Source organism: Dehalococcoidia bacterium (assembly GCA_041653995.1).
Lineage (GTDB): Bacteria > Chloroflexota > Dehalococcoidia > GIF9 > UBA5629 > CAIMUM01.
This window is the reverse complement of sequence record JBAZEK010000002.1, coordinates 19941-38499: the sequence shown is the minus strand read 5'-3', so window position 1 is coordinate 38499 and position 18559 is coordinate 19941. Positions and strand designations below refer to the sequence as shown.

20 protein-coding genes are annotated in these 18559 nt (G+C 55.8%); 11 read left to right on the top strand and 9 right to left on the bottom strand.

All coding sequences use genetic code 11. The features are described 5' to 3' along the window. Positions 1-55 precede the first annotated feature (55 nt). The 7 genes from WC359_06380 (at position 56) to gltX (ending at position 5010) form a co-directional block, all read left to right on the top strand. On the top strand, positions 56-208 hold the full coding sequence (locus WC359_06380) for a hypothetical protein (GenBank protein ID MFA5400045.1): 153 nt from the start codon (positions 56-58) through the stop codon (positions 206-208). Between the two features lie 75 nt (positions 209-283). Beyond that, complete coding sequence (locus WC359_06375; GenBank protein MFA5400044.1) at positions 284-1063, top strand: DUF72 domain-containing protein; 780 nt, start codon at positions 284-286, stop codon at positions 1061-1063. An 83-nt stretch (positions 1064-1146) separates the two neighbouring features. Beyond that, a complete protein-coding gene (lspA, locus tag WC359_06370) occupies positions 1147-1683 on the top strand; it encodes a signal peptidase II (protein ID MFA5400043.1) in 537 nt (178 codons plus the stop codon). Next, a complete protein-coding gene (locus tag WC359_06365) occupies positions 1646-2569 on the top strand; it encodes an RluA family pseudouridine synthase (protein MFA5400042.1) in 924 nt (307 codons plus the stop codon). Before lspA ends, WC359_06365 begins: the two co-directional genes overlap by 38 nt. Before the next feature lie 59 nt (positions 2570-2628). After that, positions 2629-2925, top strand: coding sequence for a hypothetical protein (locus WC359_06360; GenBank protein MFA5400041.1), 297 nt, complete (start codon positions 2629-2631; stop codon positions 2923-2925). A 113-nt stretch (positions 2926-3038) separates the two neighbouring features. Continuing rightward, positions 3039-3587, top strand: a complete 549-nt coding sequence (locus WC359_06355; GenBank protein ID MFA5400040.1) for an RDD family protein — start codon at positions 3039-3041, stop codon at positions 3585-3587. A 1-nt stretch (position 3588) separates the two neighbouring features. After that, a complete protein-coding gene (gltX, locus tag WC359_06350) occupies positions 3589-5010 on the top strand; it encodes a glutamate--tRNA ligase (GenBank protein ID MFA5400039.1) in 1422 nt (473 codons plus the stop codon). A gap of 35 nt (positions 5011-5045) precedes the next feature. On the opposite strand, the gene WC359_06345 is transcribed toward gltX, so the two are convergent. From WC359_06345 to WC359_06305, 9 genes are all read right to left on the bottom strand, one after another. After that, positions 5046-6233: an acyl-CoA dehydrogenase family protein gene (locus tag WC359_06345; GenBank protein MFA5400038.1), complete on the bottom strand. Its 1188-nt coding sequence runs from the start codon at positions 6231-6233 to the stop codon at positions 5046-5048. A gap of 21 nt (positions 6234-6254) precedes the next feature. After that, entirely contained in the window at positions 6255-7040 is a 786-nt protein-coding gene (locus WC359_06340) for a CoA-transferase (protein MFA5400037.1), read from the bottom strand. 45 nt (positions 7041-7085) lie between these two features. After that, positions 7086-8096 carry a CoA-transferase gene (locus WC359_06335; GenBank protein MFA5400036.1) on the bottom strand — a complete coding sequence of 337 codons (1011 nt, stop codon included), beginning with the start codon at positions 8094-8096 and terminating at the stop codon, positions 7086-7088. Positions 8097-8209: 113 nt separating this feature from the next. Beyond that, positions 8210-9136: a 3-keto-5-aminohexanoate cleavage protein gene (locus WC359_06330; protein MFA5400035.1), complete on the bottom strand. Its 927-nt coding sequence runs from the start codon at positions 9134-9136 to the stop codon at positions 8210-8212. A gap of 41 nt (positions 9137-9177) precedes the next feature. Continuing rightward, positions 9178-9633 (bottom strand): Zn-ribbon domain-containing OB-fold protein, encoded by a 456-nt coding sequence (locus WC359_06325; GenBank protein MFA5400034.1) that lies wholly within the window; start codon positions 9631-9633, stop codon positions 9178-9180. Between the two features lie 28 nt (positions 9634-9661). Beyond that, positions 9662-10150, bottom strand: coding sequence for an OB-fold domain-containing protein (locus WC359_06320; protein MFA5400033.1), 489 nt, complete (start codon positions 10148-10150; stop codon positions 9662-9664). Between the two features lie 18 nt (positions 10151-10168). Then, positions 10169-11332 carry a thiolase family protein gene (locus WC359_06315; protein MFA5400032.1) on the bottom strand — a complete coding sequence of 388 codons (1164 nt, stop codon included), beginning with the start codon at positions 11330-11332 and terminating at the stop codon, positions 10169-10171. A 1-nt stretch (position 11333) separates the two neighbouring features. After that, complete coding sequence (locus WC359_06310) at positions 11334-12488, bottom strand: thiolase family protein (GenBank protein ID MFA5400031.1); 1155 nt, start codon at positions 12486-12488, stop codon at positions 11334-11336. A gap of 178 nt (positions 12489-12666) precedes the next feature. After that, positions 12667-13098 (bottom strand): MaoC/PaaZ C-terminal domain-containing protein, encoded by a 432-nt coding sequence (locus tag WC359_06305; GenBank protein MFA5400030.1) that lies wholly within the window; start codon positions 13096-13098, stop codon positions 12667-12669. A gap of 253 nt (positions 13099-13351) precedes the next feature. On the opposite strand from WC359_06305, the gene WC359_06300 reads away from it, so the two are divergent. The 4 genes from WC359_06300 (at position 13352) to WC359_06285 (ending at position 18543) form a co-directional block, all read left to right on the top strand. After that, entirely contained in the window at positions 13352-14542 is a 1191-nt protein-coding gene (locus tag WC359_06300) for an acyl-CoA dehydrogenase family protein (protein MFA5400029.1), read from the top strand. 34 nt (positions 14543-14576) lie between these two features. Beyond that, the gene (locus tag WC359_06295; protein MFA5400028.1) at positions 14577-15773 is read left to right on the top strand and encodes an acyl-CoA dehydrogenase family protein; all 1197 of its coding nucleotides are present in this window, start codon (positions 14577-14579) and stop codon (positions 15771-15773) included. Positions 15774-15809: 36 nt separating this feature from the next. Further along, positions 15810-16943 carry an acyl-CoA dehydrogenase family protein gene (locus tag WC359_06290; GenBank protein ID MFA5400027.1) on the top strand — a complete coding sequence of 378 codons (1134 nt, stop codon included), beginning with the start codon at positions 15810-15812 and terminating at the stop codon, positions 16941-16943. 151 nt (positions 16944-17094) lie between these two features. Further along, the gene (locus WC359_06285; protein MFA5400026.1) at positions 17095-18543 is read left to right on the top strand and encodes a CoA-binding protein; all 1449 of its coding nucleotides are present in this window, start codon (positions 17095-17097) and stop codon (positions 18541-18543) included. Positions 18544-18559 lie beyond the last annotated feature (16 nt).

The window sequence follows — 18559 nt, the reverse complement described above, 5'->3', positions numbered from 1 at the left end:
CAAGTCAAAAGCTTATAATATGTGGAACATTATTGATACAGGAGGTTTACACCTGATGGCAAGTAAGCATTTCACGATGAGCACCGTAGCTAAAGCCGTTCTCGCGATTATTGCCGGTGTTTTATGCATTTTCTGGTTCGATATGGCGCGCTGGATCATCGGCATATTTCTTATCGTTTGGGGTATACTGGCGCTGGTCGACCGCTAATTTCTTCAAAGAGATTATCGGGATTATATCATCGCGGCCCGGTTTGCATCTGTGTCCAGATGTGGGAGGTGAGTAGTGATCTACTGCGGCACCTGCGGCTTCAGCTATAAAGACTGGGTGGGAGTTTATTATCCCGAGGGTCTGCCAGCAAAGAGCTGGTTGAGCTATTACGCCCGGGAATTCAATTCGCTGGAGCTGAACTCTACATATTATGCTCTTCCGGGCCTTGCTGCCATGGAATCCATGGCAGCTAAAACAGGCGAGGGCTTCCTTTTCTCTGTCAAGGCAAACCAGGAGATGACGCATGTGCGTGAAAGCGGGGAAGAGGCCAGCCGCGCTTTTGCACGCATATTACAGCCGCTGGTGACCGCCGGCAAGCTGGGATGTGTACTGGCGCAGTTCCCTTACAGCTTCGGGTACAATTCCACCAACCGCGATTATCTGCAGAGGCTGGGAGATTGGCTGCAGGGGTATCCGCTCGTCATAGAATTCCGCAATTCCGCCTGGCTTAATAACGAGACTCGCAGCTGGCTCACGGCCCGCGATATAGGATTCTGCTGCGTGGACGAGCCGGAGTTGCCCCGGCTGATGCCGCCTGTGGCCAAGGTGACAAGCAGGACAGGATATATCCGGTTCCATGGCAGGAACGCTGCCAGGTGGTGGCACCACGAACAGGCCTGGGAACGCTATGATTATTCATACAGCCCCGGAGAGTTGGAGCAGTGGCTTCCCAGGATTCAGATGATCAGCAGCAAAGCTGAAAACACTTTTATATTTGCCAATAATCACTGGCGAGCTCAGGCCGTTGATACTATCAGGCAGGTTCGCTCAATGCTCGATCGGCTTGTCATATAAATTTTTGTAATATAGAATAGTTCTTTGTACGGATTCGGCCCCTGAGCCATCGCCGGATCATGAGTTTTGTAAGCGGAGAATAATTGCAGCATAAAAAAGTTACGCAAAAACGCGTCAAATGGTGGTATGCCCTTATCTTCATCGCTATTATTGCTGCAATACTGATACTTGATATCCTGTCCAAGGAGTGGATCCGCGCCAGCCTGCCGCCGGGCGGAGCATTCCCCGAGATCGGGCGGTTGACCATCGTAAATGTGCAGAATACCGGGTCGGCTTTCGGCCTGTTCACCAACCAGGCTTTTCTGCTCAGTATCGTTGCCATAGCCGGCCTGGTGGTGGTGCTGCTCTTCTTCAAATATCTCGGTGAGCTTGGTTTTATGGGAGGCCTGGCGCTGAGCTTCATCTTTGCCGGGGCGCTGGGCAATCTCATCGACAGGCTGAGGTTTGGCCGTGTAACGGATTTCATCTACGTCAGGCTCTGGGACAATGTCTACTGGCCTGCATTTAATGTCGCTGACTCAGCCATAACGGTCGGGGCCATCCTGCTCGCCTTCGTCGCCCTGGTCAATCTGGGGAAGAAACATGAGCCAAAGCCGGGAAACACAAAAAAGGACATTTGAGGCCGGTATCGACGATGTCCGGCTGGACAGGTTCCTTGCCGAGGCCCTGCCCGATCTGACGCGTTCGCATATACAGAAGCTGATCAAATCGGGGCAAGTCACCATTAATGGGTGTCAGGCCAGCCCGGCGCGCCGTCTCAAATTCTCTGACCTCGTCGATATCTCAATCCCTCCGACCCCGATATCCAAACTCGAGCCCGAGGACATCGACCTTGACGTCATTTATGAAGATACTGAAATAGCGGTCATCGATAAACCGGCCGGCCTGACTGTCTATCCTGCCCCGGGGCATGCCGGCCATACGCTGGTCAATGCTCTTCTGCAACGCTTTCCCGACTTTGACTGCTTCGGGGATACGGCGCGTCCCGGCATCGTGCACCGCCTGGACAAGGACACTTCCGGACTGATCGTTGTAGCCAGGAACGAGAAGGCGCGGCTGGACCTGGTCGACCAGTTCAAATCCCGGTCAATAAAAAAAGTCTATTTGGTTCTGGTGCAGGGAAAGCTTGAGCCGGAACGGGGCGCCATCGAGGCGCCTATCGGGAGGGACCCTGCGGACCGCAAGAGGATGGCGGTAGTAACCAGCGGCAGGGCGGCCAGAACCGATTATCGCGTGTTGCGTTATCTGAAGAGCTGTACGCTGGCCGAGGTGCGTATCCGGACGGGCCGGACGCATCAGATCAGGGTGCACATGTCCGCCATAGGCCACCCTGTAGTCGGGGATAAAAAATACGGGAGGTCTTCCATCCCGGCGCCCCGCCAGTTCCTTCACGCCTGCTGTCTCGAGATCAGGCTGCCCGGCAGCGGGCAGATACGCTCCTTCACCTGTCCTCTGCCGGCTGACCTTGAGCAGGTACTCAAGTCCCTGGATAAGGGAAAGGTTTGAAACCTGTTGCTATTTAGCCAGGTGGTATGTTAAATTAAACTCAAAAGCGAGGTTTCAAAATGAGACCACAGGATAAATTCGGGCAGTCAAGAAAGGATCCCTACAGCGGGCAGGGCGACGTGTATAGCCAGATCGCAAACACACCGCCGGCGGCCGGCGCTGAGGACTTCACTACCTTTGAAGTTGATGCCGCCAACAGGCGCAACGAGCTGCTCTTCAATATCACCACCCAGATAGAGGAAACCCGTGGCAAGCTCAGACAGGCCGAACAGCTGGTCGAGCGCCTGCGCCAGAACTTGCGGGAATACGAGGAAATGTATAAGACCCTCACCAAGAGCAAGCCTAAAGAGAAGTAAGATTAGAGATAAGGCGCGCCGCTTGATCGGCCCCGGCCTCATATGTCGGCAGGCGACAGGGTTCCGGTTACTGGTTTTCTGCTGATTAAGATAGTCCCCGATAGGAGTCAGCGTTGAAAGAGAAGCCCAAAGATTATGCCCTCGAGTACGCAGGTTTCTGGATCAGGCTGGCCGCTGCGCTGATAGATTTCTTGATATTAATAGCGGGTTTATATATTTTGTACTGCGTAGTATCCCAATCCTTTTTCTGGATATTTCCCAACGTGCCGGGCGTTATCGCCACTTTCGGAAACATCGCTGCGGGCGCGCCGCTGTCGGCGGGCGCCATATGGCTTTTCGCCACCCTGCTGCTGGCTCTGCTGGTGGCCAACACTGTCTATTTCGTGGCCTGCGCTGCAGCCTCGGGCCAGACGGTGGGCAAGCTCAGCCTGGGCATTAAAATCATCCGCACGGACAGCTCTCCGCTGGACCTGCGCTATTCGTTCATCCGCTTTCTCGGCGGCATGCTCTGCGTGGCAACATTGGGCATAGGCTTCATCGTTATCGCTTTCGACAGCCATAAACAGGGCATGCACGATAAAATGGCCGACACCTATGTGGTAAAGCTGCCGGTCAAACAGGTTGTTTATAACCAGTCGCTGGCGCGCGGAGGTATCAGGTAACATGGAAGCACCGGTAAGGGTGCGTTTTGCACCCAGTCCCACCGGATATCCGCATCTGGGCAATATCAGGACGGCGCTTTTCAACTGGCTCTTCGCCCGTCACACCGGCGGGACCTTCATCCTTCGCATTGAGGATACGGACCAGGCGCGAAAAGTGGAGGGTGCCGTTGAGGTCATTCTTAACAGCCTGCAGTGGATGGGGATGGACTGGGACGAAGGCCCGTTTTATCAGTCCCAGCGCCTGGATATGTATCGGGAGTACGGGGATAAGCTGGTGAGCGAGGGCAAGGCATACTATTGTTACTGCTCTTCAGAGAGGCTCGATGCCATGCGGCAGGAGCAGATCAAGCTCAAGCAGCCGCCCGGCTACGACAGACATTGCCGCGACCTCGGCCACGGGAAAACGGCGGCGGGTGACTCCGCTGTTGCGCCGGTGATACGCTTCAAGTCACCCCTGGAGGGAAGGACGGTGATAACCGACCTGATCAGGGGTGAAGTGATATTTGAAAACAGCACCCTGGATGACTTTGTGCTGCTCAAGTCCGACGGTTATCCCACATATCACCTGGCCAATATAGTGGACGATCACCAGATGCAGATCTCGCATGTCATGCGGGCCGAGGAGTGGCTGTCCAGCACTCCCAGGCACGTGCTCCTCTATGCCGCGTTCGGTTGGCAGCCTCCCCTCTTTGCGCACCTTCCCATGATACTCGGTCCGGACAAGTCCAAGCTGAGCAAACGCCACGGCGCCACGTCCATCGATGAATACAGGGACAAAGGATATCTTCCGGAGGCCATGATAAACTTCCTCTCGCTGCTCGGATGGTCGCTGGACGATAAAACGGAGATAATGACCTGCCAGGAGATCGTTAAGAACTTCACCATCGAGCGGGTCAGCAAAACCGCCGCGGTCTTTAACCCGGCCAAGCTGGAATGGATGAACGGTGTCTATATACGCAACCTCAGCCCGCAGGAGTTCAGCGATAGAAGTATGCCTTTCGTGAAACAGGCCATCACTGATACGGTCATCGATGCGGGTTATTTGCAGCGGATATCCACGCTCGTGCAGGAAAGGGCCAGGGTACTGTCCGAAGTGCCCGCCCTGGTGGATTTCTTCTTCAGCGATAAGCTGGAATATGACAGCGCCCTGCTGTGCGGAAAACTGGATAGAGCCCAGGCCGTCGAAGTGCTCAACAGGACGATTCGCGCTCTGGAAAACATCCGCGAATGGCGTGCCTGTGACATGGAAGCTGCGATAAGGCCTCTGGCGGAAGAGCTCGGACTCAAGGCCGGCCCCTTTTTCGGTGTCCTGCGCGTGGCCGTCACCGGCCGTACTGCTTCACCCCCCCTCTTTGAGACGATGGAAGTGCTGGGCAGGGACCGTAGCATGGCGCGCCTCAAGGCAGCGCTACATAAGATATAGCCTCAAGATAATTACCGCGTCCGGCCGGGCAGCCTCTAGGTCTGGTAGCTTTTGGGCATCCCCAGCACCCTTTCACCGATATAAGCCAGTGTCATCTGCTGGGTGACGGGCGCCAGCCTTATCAGGTTGATCTCGCGCCACCATCTCTCGACATCGTATTCAATGGCATAGCCGTAGCCGCCGAAGACCTGCATGGCCCAGTAAACCGCCTTGATGCCATGCTCAACCACAATAGCCTTGGCCATATTGGCTGCCGCGCCCACCTCTGCGGAAGGCTTGCCGGTATCATAGGCGACTGATGCCCGCAAATTGAGCAGTCGTGCCGCCTCAAGGCAGGAATATGACTCGGCCAGTGGGAACTGCAGCGCCTGATAGCTGCCAATGGGCACGTTATTGAAAACCTTGCGTTCGCGCGCGTATTCCACGGCTTTGCGAATGGCCAGGTTGGCTATGCCCACGCCGAGCGCGGAGAAGCTCATGCGCTCGGGATTCAGCGTATCCAGGACATTGTGCCATCCGCCGTCCAGCGGCGGCATCAGCGCGCTCTCCGGGAGCTTGAGGTCGTTGAATGTAACGGTGCAGGAATGAGAGTAGTTGACGGCGTGTTTTGCGATGGGTTCTATCTCTACGGCCTTGTTGGGCAGGTCGGCTAAAAACAGGCTCAGTCCCGAGGTCTTGCTGCCTTTGCTTCCACAGGGGGAGGTGCGGGCTATGATCAGCATACCCTGGGCGCGGTCGGCGCCGCTGATGAACGTCTTATTGCCGTTGATGATCCAGTTTTTCCCATCTTTCCTGGCGGTGGTGCTGATATTGAGGGTATTGGTGCCCGCGTTCGGCTCTGTAAGTGCCATGCAGAATTCGATATCGCCCTTGGCCAGCGCCGGCAGGTATTTCTTTTTCTGCTCTGCCGTGCCGTGTTTCAAAATGCTCAGGCCGCCGAAGACCTCTGATAGAATCAGATACCAGGCGCCCGCCATGCCGCAACCGTACCCGCATAGATTCTCCATAGCGATGAAAAGGTCGGTCGCGCCGTTGCCCGAGCCCCCGTATTCCTCCGGTATGACTATGCCGAGAAAACCGGCATCACATATGGCTTTCCAGAATTCGCTGCCGAATTCGTGCTTCTCTTCCTTTTTGCGCCAGTATTCGGGGCCGAACTCAGTCGCGATCTCCCTGGCAGCGTTGGTGATCATTCGCTGGCTCTCAGTAAGCTCGAAGTCCATAATTACTCAGTCTCCTGCAGATTATTTGCCGATTAACATACCTGTGGGATCGATATCCTTGCGCAGTATTTCGAGATCGCGGTCCGTCGGTTCGGGGCTTACCGCGTATTTATCGGGGATAATGATATCGAAGCTTGAATTGTCGCGGACCTCTTCGATGGTGACGCCGGGATGGAGAGACAGCAGCTTCATACGCTTGGTCTTATCATCGAATCCGTAGACCGCCAGCTGTGTAATCATTCTGAAGGGGCCGGTATTGCTGGGTAATCCTGCCTTTTCCCTTGCTCCGGGCCCGCTCAGGAAGCCGGGTGTTGTGAGAAAATCGACCTTGTTGACGAATGTGCGCTTCGATTGTCCACCTACGATGAGTATGGTCTTGTGGGCGAAGGAAGCGATATCGTTGGCGCCGCCGCTTCCCGGCAGCCTGGCCTTAGGGTGGTCATGGTCGCCTATGCACGTAGTGTTGATATTTCCATACATATCGACCTGGGCGCCGCCCAGGAAGCCGTAATCGATGAATCCCGCCTGGCAGGATGACATTACATCATGCATACTGGTGGCGGCAATCCCCCTGTAGCAGGTTAAAGCCTGCCCTACCGATATGGGCAGCTCGGGCAGTATGGGCCCGACGCCCCCGGCTTCAAATATGATCAGCAGATTGGGGGCGTGCGTCTTTTGAGCCAGCATGCCGGCTATCATGGGAAGGCCTGTGCCGACAAAGACTGACTTGCCGTCCTCCAGCAGGTTTGAGCCTGTGAACGCCAGGAATTCTCGCATGTTATATCTGCCGTTTTGATTATTGGCCATCTGTCATTCATTCTCCCTTATAATCTGGTCCGTCAAGAGCAGCTTTTATTTTCGCCAGGGTGTTACCAGTGGCACCCTCATGTCTTCACGCTTCTTAAGGAACTCGATTTTTTTAAGTCCCCCGCAGGTCTCCAGGTATTCATCGAAATCATTTACGCCGAAAATGTATTTGTCCGAGTACTGCTTGACTCCCTCATCGGTCTTGGAAAGAGCCAGCCATTCAGCTATGTGCTCCTCGTCGAAAAAGTACTCGCCGTGCATCTCGCAGGGATGCGATCCATAGGGCTGCTCAACCACGGCGTCCACAACATAGAAAGGTATAACGTTACGCCAGGGCTCCCTGCGCATTATCTCGTTGTCCACAATCTTCTCGGTGGTTATGATCAGCTTGCGCGCGCAGCGCGCCAGCTCGAAGTCCTCCACCATGATGCCGTCGATCTGGCAGTTGCCGTAGATGTCGCAGCGGTGCACGTGGATGAAAGCCACATCCGGATAGGCTGCCGGTATCAGGTTGATGGGCTTGCCGCTGAAGGGATCTTTCACCACCTTGCAGGAGCTGTATGCGCCTGTATCCGTGCCGAGCAGGTTGCGGCTGGGTATGAACGGCAGGCCCATCATTCCCGCCAGGAACCTCCACTGATAGCCGGAGTTGCTGATCTCAGCGATGACCTTGCACCTGCCGGATTCCACCATGCGCCTGCTGGCCGGTGACAGGCCCCTGACCTCGTGGCCGAAGCTATAAGCCACCTCGACCCTGTCGACACAGCCGTTGCCCACCAGAAGGTCCAGGTCATGCACGGCCGTCTTGCCGGCCATGATCAGGTTGCGCCTGCGTTGGCGAATAATCTCGTAGATTATATTCATGGAGACACGGATGTGTCCGAACCCGCCGCTGGCGATGAAGTCGCCGTCCTTGACGAATTTGCTCACCGCATCGCGTGCGGTCATGGTCTTGTCCTTGAGAGCGCGGGATTTGTTGTGCAGGACGTACTCCCGGTTTTCGTCCGGATCGTGCCATCCGACCAGTTGTCCTTTACCTTCTTGTATAACTTCCATTTGCTGCTCCTTCAGTCGATTTAAGATATCAGTCAACTTGCCGGGAAGCTGCACTGCTCACAGCTTACCGGCAAGTTAAAGTTAACTATTAAATTATACGGGAAACGCGGTTTCTAATTTTTTGTGATACCGAGGATCTTGCGCGCCTCGGCCGGAGTAGCCGGCTCCCTTCCCAGCATGGCGGCTATTTTGACGGCCAATTCTACCTGTTCATAGCTGCCCTTGGCAAGCTCGCCGTCAGGCATCCTGGTGTTGTCCTCCAGGCCAACCCTCATATGCCCTCCCATCATGCATGACTGCATGATGGCGGGGACCTGCTCCGTGCCTACGGCACAGGTGGTGAAGTTGGAGTCGGGCGGAAGCGCGTTAACAAACGCTACAAATACCTCTGGCCTGAATTTCTGGCCGCCGTTAACGCCCCACACGAAGTTGAAGTTATAGGGCTTGCGGAAGATACCCTGTTTGGCTATGATAATCCAGTTGTCCAGGCCGCCGACATCGTATAGCTCGGCCTCGGGCCGGCATCCGATCTCTTCCATAAGCTTGCCGAAATCCTGCAGCATACCGAAGGAGTTAACGAACACGTTATCGATCAGAATCTGGCCGGTCTTGCGGTCAAGCACGCTGAAATTCATGGTATTGGTATTTAGGGAGGCGCTCTCCGGCTTGATGGCCTTGATCGACCGTATCCTTGACTCCATGTTGAGTTTGATCAAATTGTTTATCAGGTTTACGCAATCCGACTCGGGGAAGGGGCCGACCTGACAGGGGAAGCCCACTGATGAAGTGACCTGGATGATCAGGTCGGGGCAGCGCTGCCTTATCGCGTCGTAAGTGGCCTTTACCATTTCCACATCAGATGTATGGTATCCGCCCATTTTTTCATCGCGGCCATGGATATGCACCATGCTGGCGCCGGCCTTGAAGGCTTTCTCGGCTTCTTCTGCGTATTCCTTGGGTGTATAAGGTGTCGCAGGGTTGTTGTTCTTGAACGTGGCCGACCCTGCCAGAGCTGCTGTGATGATTACTTTGTCTTCCATACGTGCCTCCTCTATTATGAATTCATCGTTTTAATATGCGACTATTTGACCGGCCGGAAATACTCGATATCGAAGATGGTGGCTTCACGCTTGTCCTTGAATACCGGTTCCAGCTTCATCCCTGATTTAATGGATTTTGCGTCGACGTCCCCGATGAAATGCGTCATACCCGTATCGGCGCCGTCCAGCTTGATCACGCCTATGGCATAGGGCGGCTTGATCGCCTGCACCGACGATTCGTAGTTCACGATAGTGAATGTTTCCAGCGTGCCTTTGCCGCTCAGATCAATCAACTCTTCCACCTTGCTGAAGCATTTGGGGCAGACGGACCTGGGCGGGACATTGACGAATCCGCACTTCGGGCATTTGGCGCCACTGATCACTTTGCTGTCTCTGATCTTGATGAAAAACTTGCTGGCCATGGAGCCTACGGAGTACTTGTAGGGCATGATAATGAAGCCTTCAAAAATGACGGGTTCTTTTTTTACTGCTTCCATAGTTATTTCCTTCCTATCTCTTCTTTAATCACTCGGTAATCGTCTTGAAGTGGACTATGTCGAAGATATTGCCCTTGCGCTCCGCCTTGGGCCTGATTACCGCCTCGACCCGCATGAAAATTTTAATCTTACTCTCATCCGTCTCCTCGAGCTGGTGCTGCATGATGACGGTTGCGCCGTCCAGCAGAATGATACCGACCGCGAAGGGGATCTTGAGCATCTCCCCTGTTGTCGGCAATAGGAACGACTGCTCTGCCATGAAATAGGACACGACCGTTCCCTTGGGCCCGACCGGAATCCATTTTGATCTGTCGGTACACACGGTGTGGTCCCTGGTGCAGACTGCCTTGGGCAGGCAGAACTGGCGGCCGCAGGTGGGGCACTCGTTGGCATAGATAATGCCGTTTTCCTTCAATTCCCTGAAGAACTCACCCCATACCTCGCCGGTCCTCCATTTGTAGGGGATCTTCGCAGTCTTATTGATGTATATTAACTCTTCCTGTGCTCTTTGCTTCATTTCAATCATTCCCTCCAGTTAATCCATGGTCTTGCTGAGCAGCAGCAGGTCGGACCAGTATGAGCCGCCGAAACCGCTGGCCAGCGCCTGCTTGACCTCCCTGGTCACCTGGTGCTCGCCTCCATCTCCCCTGACCTGCAGGGCAGCCTCGGCTATCCTCAGTATGGCGGAGTCGCCGATGGAGTTGGTGCAGAGCACGCCGCCGGACGGGCTGACCGGGTATTCTCCCTCCAGCTTGAGAGCGCCTTTTTCAACCAGCTTCCATCCTTCATTGGGCTCGCAGACCAGGAAGTCCTCCAGCCACATGGGTATGGCGAAGGCGAAGGGGTCGTACATCTCGAAGACCTGTGTCTCAACCATCGGCTTGGTGATATGGTTGCGCTTAAACAGTTTGGCGCCGGCTTCCATGTGGGAAGTCCAGCGCTTCTCGCCGATACCGAATTGAGCGCCGCCGTATTCCACATGGACCGTCACGTGGTCCTTCATCCAGACCGGCTTCTTGCATATCTTCTTGGCCTTGCTCTCGCTGGCAAGCACCATCGCGGTGGCGCCCAGGCTGGTGGGACAGCACATCAGCAGGTTCAGCGGGTACATCACCATCCTTGCGCTCATAACATCTTCCACGGAGTATATCTCTCTCATATGGGCGTTCGGGTTCCTGTGTGCGGCCTGGGATGAATTGGCGCGTACCATGGCGGCATGCTCCAGCTTGCATCCGCTCCTCTGCATGTAGGCCACCGAGACCGTTGCCAGGCCTCCGATGGCGCCCACCAGGAAATGCCGGTCCACGGCGGGGTCGGTGATGGTCGAGATGGCCGGTGTCACCAGACCCTCATCGTGCTTCTCCCAGCCTATTACCAGGCAGATATCGTATAAACCTGATGCGATATGATACCAACCCTGTATGGCCGTCATGGTCCCGACCGTGCCGCCGGTGTTCATTTTGAAGCCCGGTCTGCCGGCCGCTCCGCTGTAGAGGTTCAGCATGGCATCGTTCAGGTGATGTCCCTCGAAGAAGTCCATGTTGCCCGCCATTACGGCTTCCATATCGTTAATGGTCAGGCCGGCATCCTCCAGTGCCTTGGTAACGGCGTCGTAAATCAGCTCGCCGTCATTGACGTAGGGTCTGCGGCCGCTGTGCGTGGTCTGGCCGATTCCAACAATAGCAACCCTGTTTGCCATTCTATTTACCTCCCTTTTCGAGAACGAGTACACAGTGCATCTGGCCTGCCAGGCCGTCGCATCCGTGGGCGACGGCGCGCCTCGCGCCCTGCACCTGGTGCTCTCCAGCCTTTCCCTGCAGCTGCCAGACGGCTTCAGCCACCCTGGCCATGCCTGCCACCGTCACCGGCGCGCCTGAAAGCAGGCCGCCCGAGGGGTTGACCGGTATCTCACCCTTCATCTGCGTCTTGCCGCTGTCGATCAGCTTGCCGCCCTCTCCGCGTCCGCACAGTCCCAACCCCTCCATCCACAGCAGTTCCTGGGGCGCGTAGAACTCGGAGAGCTCGACCAGGTCCAGATCCTTGACGGGATTGCCGATGCCCGCCATTTTGTAGGCTCTCTTAGTAGCCTTGATCAGGGCATCGCATTCCGCCAGGTCCCGGTCGCCCAGGTTGTGATGCTCGTAAAAATTGCCGACGCCCGTTATCCACACGGGATTGGGTGTTAGTTTTTTTGCGACTTCCTCGCTGGCCATGATCATGGCACAGGCGCCGTCGGAGACGGGTTTCTTCTGCAGCTCGGTGATAGGTTCGGCCAGCATCTTAGACTTGAGCACCTGGTCGACCGTCAGTGTCCTGGCATCCTGCGCCAGTTTATTCTTCAGCGCGTTGCCCTTGTTTTTCACCACGACCTTGGCGAACTGCTCGGGCGTGACCTTGTATTTGTCCATGTAGCGCCTGGCCTGCATGGCCGCGCCCATGGTGTAATCGAGGCCCAGCCAGCGGTGGTAGATGTGGTCGATCGACCAGTTTTCTATCATGGTGCCGTCGGTGATCGATTCCTCGCAGTGGCTCACCACCAGTATCAGGTTGTTGTCGCCCGAAAGTATGTGCATGGCGCCGTAAAGCACCGCATAGGCGCCGTCGCCGGCCACCTTGGATTCGTCCTTCAGGTGCGAGCATACGGCGTCGGGTATGGGCATGGATGAGATCGTCCTCCCGTCCCAGAAGTCCTGGGAACAGCTTACGACGGCTTCGACGTCGTTTTTGAGGTTGATACCCGCGGCCTCGACGACCTTGTCCGTGACCTCCACTACGAGGTCCATCAGGTGATCGTAGGGTTTGGCGGCTTCGAACTTTGTCGAGGAGGCCGCCACTATTCCAACTCTGCCAGCCATTGTTGTATGCCTCCTTTAATATTTAGATTCCGTAGAATTCAGAGCGGTTGTTTTCAGTCAGTTATCGTATTCGGGGTTACCATGCGAATGTAACCCGTCTTCACCGTCCGTGGAGGTTGGAACTGGCCTCTGCATCACTAATCCTCTTCCTGCTTATCAAGTATTAATTGTTAATAGACTACTTTTTTGGCTTTTTGGACACGGCCACCTTGATCAGACATATAGCCACATCCTCGTTGCGCTGGTTCTTGACGTGCCACTGGCTGGATACTACGCCGAAATCTCCCTTATCCTTGAGTTCGGCGACCTCTGTTTCCAGGTGAATCGTATCGCCCAGCCTGGTGGGACCCGTAAACCGCACCTTGTCCATGCCGTAGAAAGCGATGAGGGCGGTCTCGTAGGGAGTAACAAAGCCGGACGCTACAGACAGCACCAGGAATCCGTGCGCGATGCGCCCGCCGAAAATGGTCTTTTTGGCAACCTCCTCGTCGATATGGAGGGGATACCAATCGCCGCTCAGGGCGGCGAACATGGTCACATCAGCCTCCGTAATGGTGCGTCCCCTGGTTACCTCTTTCTCTCCGAGCTTGAAATCCTCGAAATATTTCATGATGCTCCTACCCCCTGGAGATTTCCGCCTATTTTATAACAATTATGAAACCATGTAAACAAGATATCACTCGCAATTCCATAAAAAATTTTGAACGTAAATTGCGTTTGATAAAATTTATTGATTAACCGATTAGTTAATATTGATTAAGGGTATACCTTTTGATAAAATGTCGGGCAGCCCGGCAAGTTGATGTCCCGGCCGATGAGTGGGCATGGAAAGCCGGATATGTGAAGATCAGGAGGATAAAGCCATGGACTTCAAGTTCAGTGCTGAAGAGGAAGCGTTTCGCGATGAAGTAAAGGGCTGGTTGAAAACCGAAATACCGCAGCGCTGGCGGGAGCTGCCCACTGGTCTCTGGCAGGAGACGGAGGAGTCGTGGAAGATATCGCGGCAGTTTCAGAAGAAGCTCGGATCCAAAGGATGGCTGGCGCCGGCTTACCCCGTCGAGCTGGGCGGCGCGGGACTGGGGCACATCAAGCGCCTTATACTGGCCGAGGAGCTCGTTTACCATGACGCCCCCATCAGCATCGAGGCCGAGATCACGGTTAACTGGGTGGGTATGGCCCTGCAGCATTTCGGCAGCGAGGAACAGCAAAAGGACTATATACCGCGTATAGCAAAAGGCGACATAATATTCTGCCTGGGATACAGCGAGCCCAACGCGGGCTCCGACCTGGCGTCGTTGCAGACCCGCGCTACCGAGCAGGGCGATAACTATATGATCAACGGCCAGAAGATATGGTGCAGCTATGCCCACTACGCCGACTACTGCTGGCTGGGGGCCGTCACCGATCCCGAGGCGCCCAAGCACCGCAACATGAGCATGTTCGTGATCGATATGAAGAGCCCGGGCATCACCATTCGCCCGCTGATCAATGTTATCGGCTGCCATTCCTTCAACGAGGTTTTTTTCGATGATGTGCGCGTCCCTAAAAACGGTCTGGTGGGCCAGAAGAACAACGGATGGTTCCAGCTTGCCATGGCGCTGGACTTCGAGCGTTCTGGCGTGGGGACCGCTGCAACCAATAAGCTGATACTCGACCAAATGGTCAAATATGCCAGGACCAATAAGAGAAACGGAAGGCTGATATCGGAAGATCCCATCATGCGCAGCCTGATGGCGGAGATGGCCATCGAGATCGAGGTGGCGCGCATGCTCTGCTACCGCATAGCATGGATATATAGCAAGGGCGGACACTCCAACTACGAGTCGTCTCAGGCTATGGTATTCGGCAGCGAGCTGCTGCGCAGGATATCGGACGCCGGCATGAGGGTGATGGGCCAGTACGGGCAGCTTGCCTTCGGCTCATCCAGGGCGATCGGGACAGCGGAGATGTACAGGGCTTACCTGGCATCGCTGTCCATCGGCGTGGGAGGAGGCACCAACGAGATCCAGCGCAACATCATTGCCATGCGCGGGCTCGGCCTTCCGCGTAAATAGCTGTTCCGGAATGAAATGAGGTGTGCTCAGGCCTATGGATTTTCGCTTAAGCGAAGCTGAAAACAAATTCAGGCAGGAAGTCGAGAAGTTCATTCTCGCCGAAATGCCGCAGGGCTATGCAGAGAGGGATTTGTATTGGCCGGGTGGTTATGGCGCCATCGGTGAATTTGAGATCAGAGATCCGGAAGTGGAGGTATTCAGGCGCAAAATGGGTGAGCGCGGGTGGCTCACCATGGCCTGGCCGAAGGAATACGGGGGAGAAGGCCGTTCATTTGTGGAACAGGCCATATTTTTTGATATCGTCAGCTACTATGGCGCTCCCGGTATGGACATCTCCACGCTCATATCAGGTCCCACCATCCTGCGCTTCGGCAGCGAGCAGTTGAAGCAGGAGTGGATTCCTAAAATAGTCAAAGGCGACCTCAAATTCTGGCTGGCCTACAGCGAGCCCAACGCGGGCTCAGACCTCGCCGCCATACAGACCAGGGCGGTCGAAGACGGGGATTACCTGGTGGTCAACGGTCAGAAGATCTGGGGTAGCGGGGCGCACGTATCGGACTGCGGCTGGATGGTGGCACGAACGGATATGGATGCCCAGCCCTATAAAGGGACCACGCTGTTTATTGTGGACAACAAGACGCCGGGCATCACCATCAGGCCCATCATCAATATCGACGGATTCCACTCGTTCAACGAGGTGTTCTTCGATAACGTCCGCGTGCCCAAAAAAAACGTGGTGGGCGAGATGAACATGGGCTTCTACTACCTCATGGTGGCGCTGGACTTCGAGAGGCTGGTCATATCCATGGGAGGTTTCCGCAGGCGTTTCGAAGACCTCCTCAAATATGCCGGGGAAACCAGGCGCAACGGCGTATTGCTGAGCCGGGATGCGAGGATCAGGGCGAAGCTGGCGGAGCTCGCCATCGAGATCGAAATAGCCTATGTGCTGTACTACCGCACCGCCTGGATGATGGACAACAACCTCTTCCCCAATATCGAGGCCTCCGAGATCAAGCTGGTGACTACCATCCTCAGCAGGAAGCTGGCCGATGTCGGCCTGGAGATAATGGGGCCCTACGGGCAGCTCTGGCCCGGCTCCCGTCACGCGCCGCTCAAAGGCAGGTTCTCGCTGGGATACCTGGATTCCTTATCGGCCGTGATCGGCGCGGGCACCTCCGAGATACAGAGGAATATACTGGCCCAGCGCGGGCTCGGTCTCAAGCGTAAATAGAAAGCGGATTATTAATTAAAACCGGGAGGGACAAACATGGATCTGGGATTGAACGAAGAACAGGAGATGTTAAAGAAATCGGCGCGCGAATTCCTGAGCAAGGAATGTCCCAAGAAGCTCGTGCGGGAGCTGGATGAAAGCGAAAGCGGACTCTCGCAGGACCTCTGGAAAAAGATGGCCGAGCTGGGCTGGATGGGTTTGCCCTTCCCCGAGAAATACGGCGGAAACGGCGGCAGCCTGCTCGACCTCACCGTCCTGCTGGACGAGATGGGCTACAACATAGTGCCCGGGCCCTTCTTCTCCACCGTCGTGCTGTCGGGCTTCACGCTGCTCGCGGCGGGAAATGAAAAACAGAAGGAAACGTATCTGAGCAAGATATGTTCCGGCGATATGATCATGACGCTGGCGCTGACCGGGGTGGAGGGGACATATTCCCCGGCCTCACTCGACACGGAGGCTAAAGCATCGGGTAAGGATTATATATTGAACGGGACCAAGATGTTTGTGCCGGATGCCAACACGGCCGATTACATGCTGGTGGTGGCGCGCACCAAAAAGAGCTCCGATCCGGAGGACGGCGTGAGTATTTTCCTGATGGACGCCAGGAGCGCCGGCCTGAAGGTCACACTGCTTAAGACGCTGGGACGCGACAAGCTGTGCGAGGTGACTATTAAGGATGTTAAAGTGCCCGCCGATAACCTTGTGGGAAAACTGAACGGTGGCTGGCCGGTCATCAAGTCCATATTAAGAAAGGCCACCGTGTGCAAGTGCGCCGAGATGGTGGGCGGCGCCCAGGCCTCGCTGGATATGGCGGTCACCTATGCCAAGGAAAGGGTCCAGTTCAACCGTCCCATCGGCGCCTTCCAGGCCATTCAGCATTACTGCGCGAATATGGTCACCGACGTGGACGGTTCGCGTTTCATAACGTACAAGGCGGCCTGGACCGAGAGCGAGGGCCTGCCCGCCGATATGGAGGTCTCCATGGCCAAGGCATGGACCAGCGATGCCTTCAAGCGGGTGGCCGTGCTGGCCCACCAGATATTCGGCGCCATCGGCTTTACCATGGATCACGATATGCACCTTTACTTCCGCAGGGCCAAGGCCGGCGAAATAGTCTACGGCGATGCGGACTACCACCGGGAGAACGTGGCCGTGCAGCTTGGGCTGTAACGACCTGTTTCAACGCTTAAACGAGCGGGCGGCCGTCAGGCCGCCCGCTTTTTATTATTTACACCGGATACGGCCTGAATCAATGCGTGTGAAGCTGGATTTTTGACGTTCCCATAGATTAGAATATAGCGTTTTAAAAAGGACAAACAAGTTGCCACAGAGTATAAAACGCCCTGAACTGGATTATATCTTTCATCCGCGGTCCACAGCGGTGGTGGGCACCCTGCCTGATTCGCTCAACAAGTTCAAGCTGGGCAACCAGTTCATCAGGATGCTGCTTGAGTACGGGTACAGGGATCCGCTGTACCCGGTCGGAGAGGGCGAGGGGGATGTTTGCGGTATCAAGATATATCAAAGCATCAGCGAGATACCCGGTCCCGTCGACTATGTGATCACCGCCGTCCAGAGCAAGTATGTCCTTGATCTCGTGGAGGAGTGCGGCAGAAAAGGCGTCAGGGTGATGCACTTCTTCACCTCCGGTTTCAGCGAGATCGAGGATAAGTCAGGCATGGAGCTGCAGGAACATATGGTGGGCATCGCCCGGCGGTACGGGATTCGTATTATCGGTCCGAACTGCATGGGCATCTACTGCCCGGAGTCCGGCCTGGCCTTCGGCATGAATTTCTCGAAGAAGCCCGGCAGTGTGGGATACCTGGCGCAGAGCGGAGGGCAGTGCATCATCGGTGTCAGGGAAGCCAACCGCCGCAACATCGATTTCAGCAAGGTGGTCAGCTACGGCAATGCCTGTGATATCAACGAGTGCGACCTGCTGGAGTACTTAACGGATGACCCCGGTACGCATATAATCACCGCTTACATCGAGGGCACCAACCATGGTCCACGTCTGCTCAAGGCTTTGCGTAGGGCGGCCGACAGCAAACCGGTCATCGTATTTAAATGCGCGGACACGGGAGGCGGCTCGCAGGCGGCAGTGTCCCACACCAGCGCCATAGCCGGGTCCAGCCTGACCTGGGATGCGCTGCTGCGACAGACCGGCGCCATCAGGGTCTACAACGTCCAGGAGATGTTCGACGTGGTCACGGTGCTTCAGCGCTGCCCTGAGATCACCGGTTTGAGGACGCTGGTCGTCGGACACGGGGGCGGCTCGTGCGTGCAGGCCTCCGATGACTGTTGCAGGGCCGGCCTCACCATGCCCTTGCTGCCGCCGGAATACCGTCAGGCCCTTTGGGATATATACAAGTTCGATGCAGGCAACATTTTTAAGAATCCGCTTGACATAAATCCTTACTGGGGCGTCGATAAGGCCAGGGAGGCCCTGGCTGCTGTGGGTGGCTGGGATGGGGTGGACCTGATTCTGCTGCATTCCACGCCCGAGCAGGACCCCTTTGTGCCGCGCGAATTTCAGTTCAAGCTGCATACGGATGCCCTCTTGGGCTGGGGTGAGGTCGCGGTCAAGCCTGTTGTGATGGCCATGATGGTCAATACCGTGCCCGGCGATGACGGCCTTCCCGAGAAATCATTTCAGAGGTTGCTCGATGCGGGTTTCGCCGCGTTCCCCAGCGTCGCCCGGGCGTCCACCGCCCTTGTGCGCGCTAATGGATATTACCGGCGCAGGGCCGGCAGGCGCGGCTCCGCTTAGTAAGACCCGCCAACCT

What these genes read in the sequence shown, in the direction of transcription:
- WC359_06380 (MFA5400045.1), top strand. Translation starts at nt 56, where the DNA reads ATGGCAAGTAAGCATTTCACGATGAGCACCGTAGCTAAAGCCGTTCTC.
- WC359_06365 (MFA5400042.1), top strand. Translation starts at nt 1,646, where the DNA reads ATGAGCCAAAGCCGGGAAACACAAAAAAGGACATTTGAGGCCGGTATC.
- WC359_06360 (MFA5400041.1), top strand. Translation starts at nt 2,629, where the DNA reads ATGAGACCACAGGATAAATTCGGGCAGTCAAGAAAGGATCCCTACAGC.
- gltX (MFA5400039.1), top strand. Translation starts at nt 3,589, where the DNA reads ATGGAAGCACCGGTAAGGGTGCGTTTTGCACCCAGTCCCACCGGATAT.
- WC359_06345 (MFA5400038.1), bottom strand. Translation starts at nt 6,233, where the DNA reads ATGGACTTCGAGCTTACTGAGAGCCAGCGAATGATCACCAACGCTGCC.
- WC359_06340 (MFA5400037.1), bottom strand. Translation starts at nt 7,040, where the DNA reads ATGGCCAATAATCAAAACGGCAGATATAACATGCGAGAATTCCTGGCG.
- WC359_06335 (MFA5400036.1), bottom strand. Translation starts at nt 8,096, where the DNA reads ATGGAAGTTATACAAGAAGGTAAAGGACAACTGGTCGGATGGCACGAT.
- WC359_06330 (MFA5400035.1), bottom strand. Translation starts at nt 9,136, where the DNA reads ATGGAAGACAAAGTAATCATCACAGCAGCTCTGGCAGGGTCGGCCACG.
- WC359_06325 (MFA5400034.1), bottom strand. Translation starts at nt 9,633, where the DNA reads ATGGAAGCAGTAAAAAAAGAACCCGTCATTTTTGAAGGCTTCATTATC.
- WC359_06320 (MFA5400033.1), bottom strand. Translation starts at nt 10,150, where the DNA reads ATGAAGCAAAGAGCACAGGAAGAGTTAATATACATCAATAAGACTGCG.
- WC359_06315 (MFA5400032.1), bottom strand. Translation starts at nt 11,332, where the DNA reads ATGGCAAACAGGGTTGCTATTGTTGGAATCGGCCAGACCACGCACAGC.
- WC359_06310 (MFA5400031.1), bottom strand. Translation starts at nt 12,488, where the DNA reads ATGGCTGGCAGAGTTGGAATAGTGGCGGCCTCCTCGACAAAGTTCGAA.
- WC359_06305 (MFA5400030.1), bottom strand. Translation starts at nt 13,098, where the DNA reads ATGAAATATTTCGAGGATTTCAAGCTCGGAGAGAAAGAGGTAACCAGG.
- WC359_06300 (MFA5400029.1), top strand. Translation starts at nt 13,352, where the DNA reads ATGGACTTCAAGTTCAGTGCTGAAGAGGAAGCGTTTCGCGATGAAGTA.
- WC359_06295 (MFA5400028.1), top strand. Translation starts at nt 14,577, where the DNA reads ATGGATTTTCGCTTAAGCGAAGCTGAAAACAAATTCAGGCAGGAAGTC.
- WC359_06290 (MFA5400027.1), top strand. Translation starts at nt 15,810, where the DNA reads ATGGATCTGGGATTGAACGAAGAACAGGAGATGTTAAAGAAATCGGCG.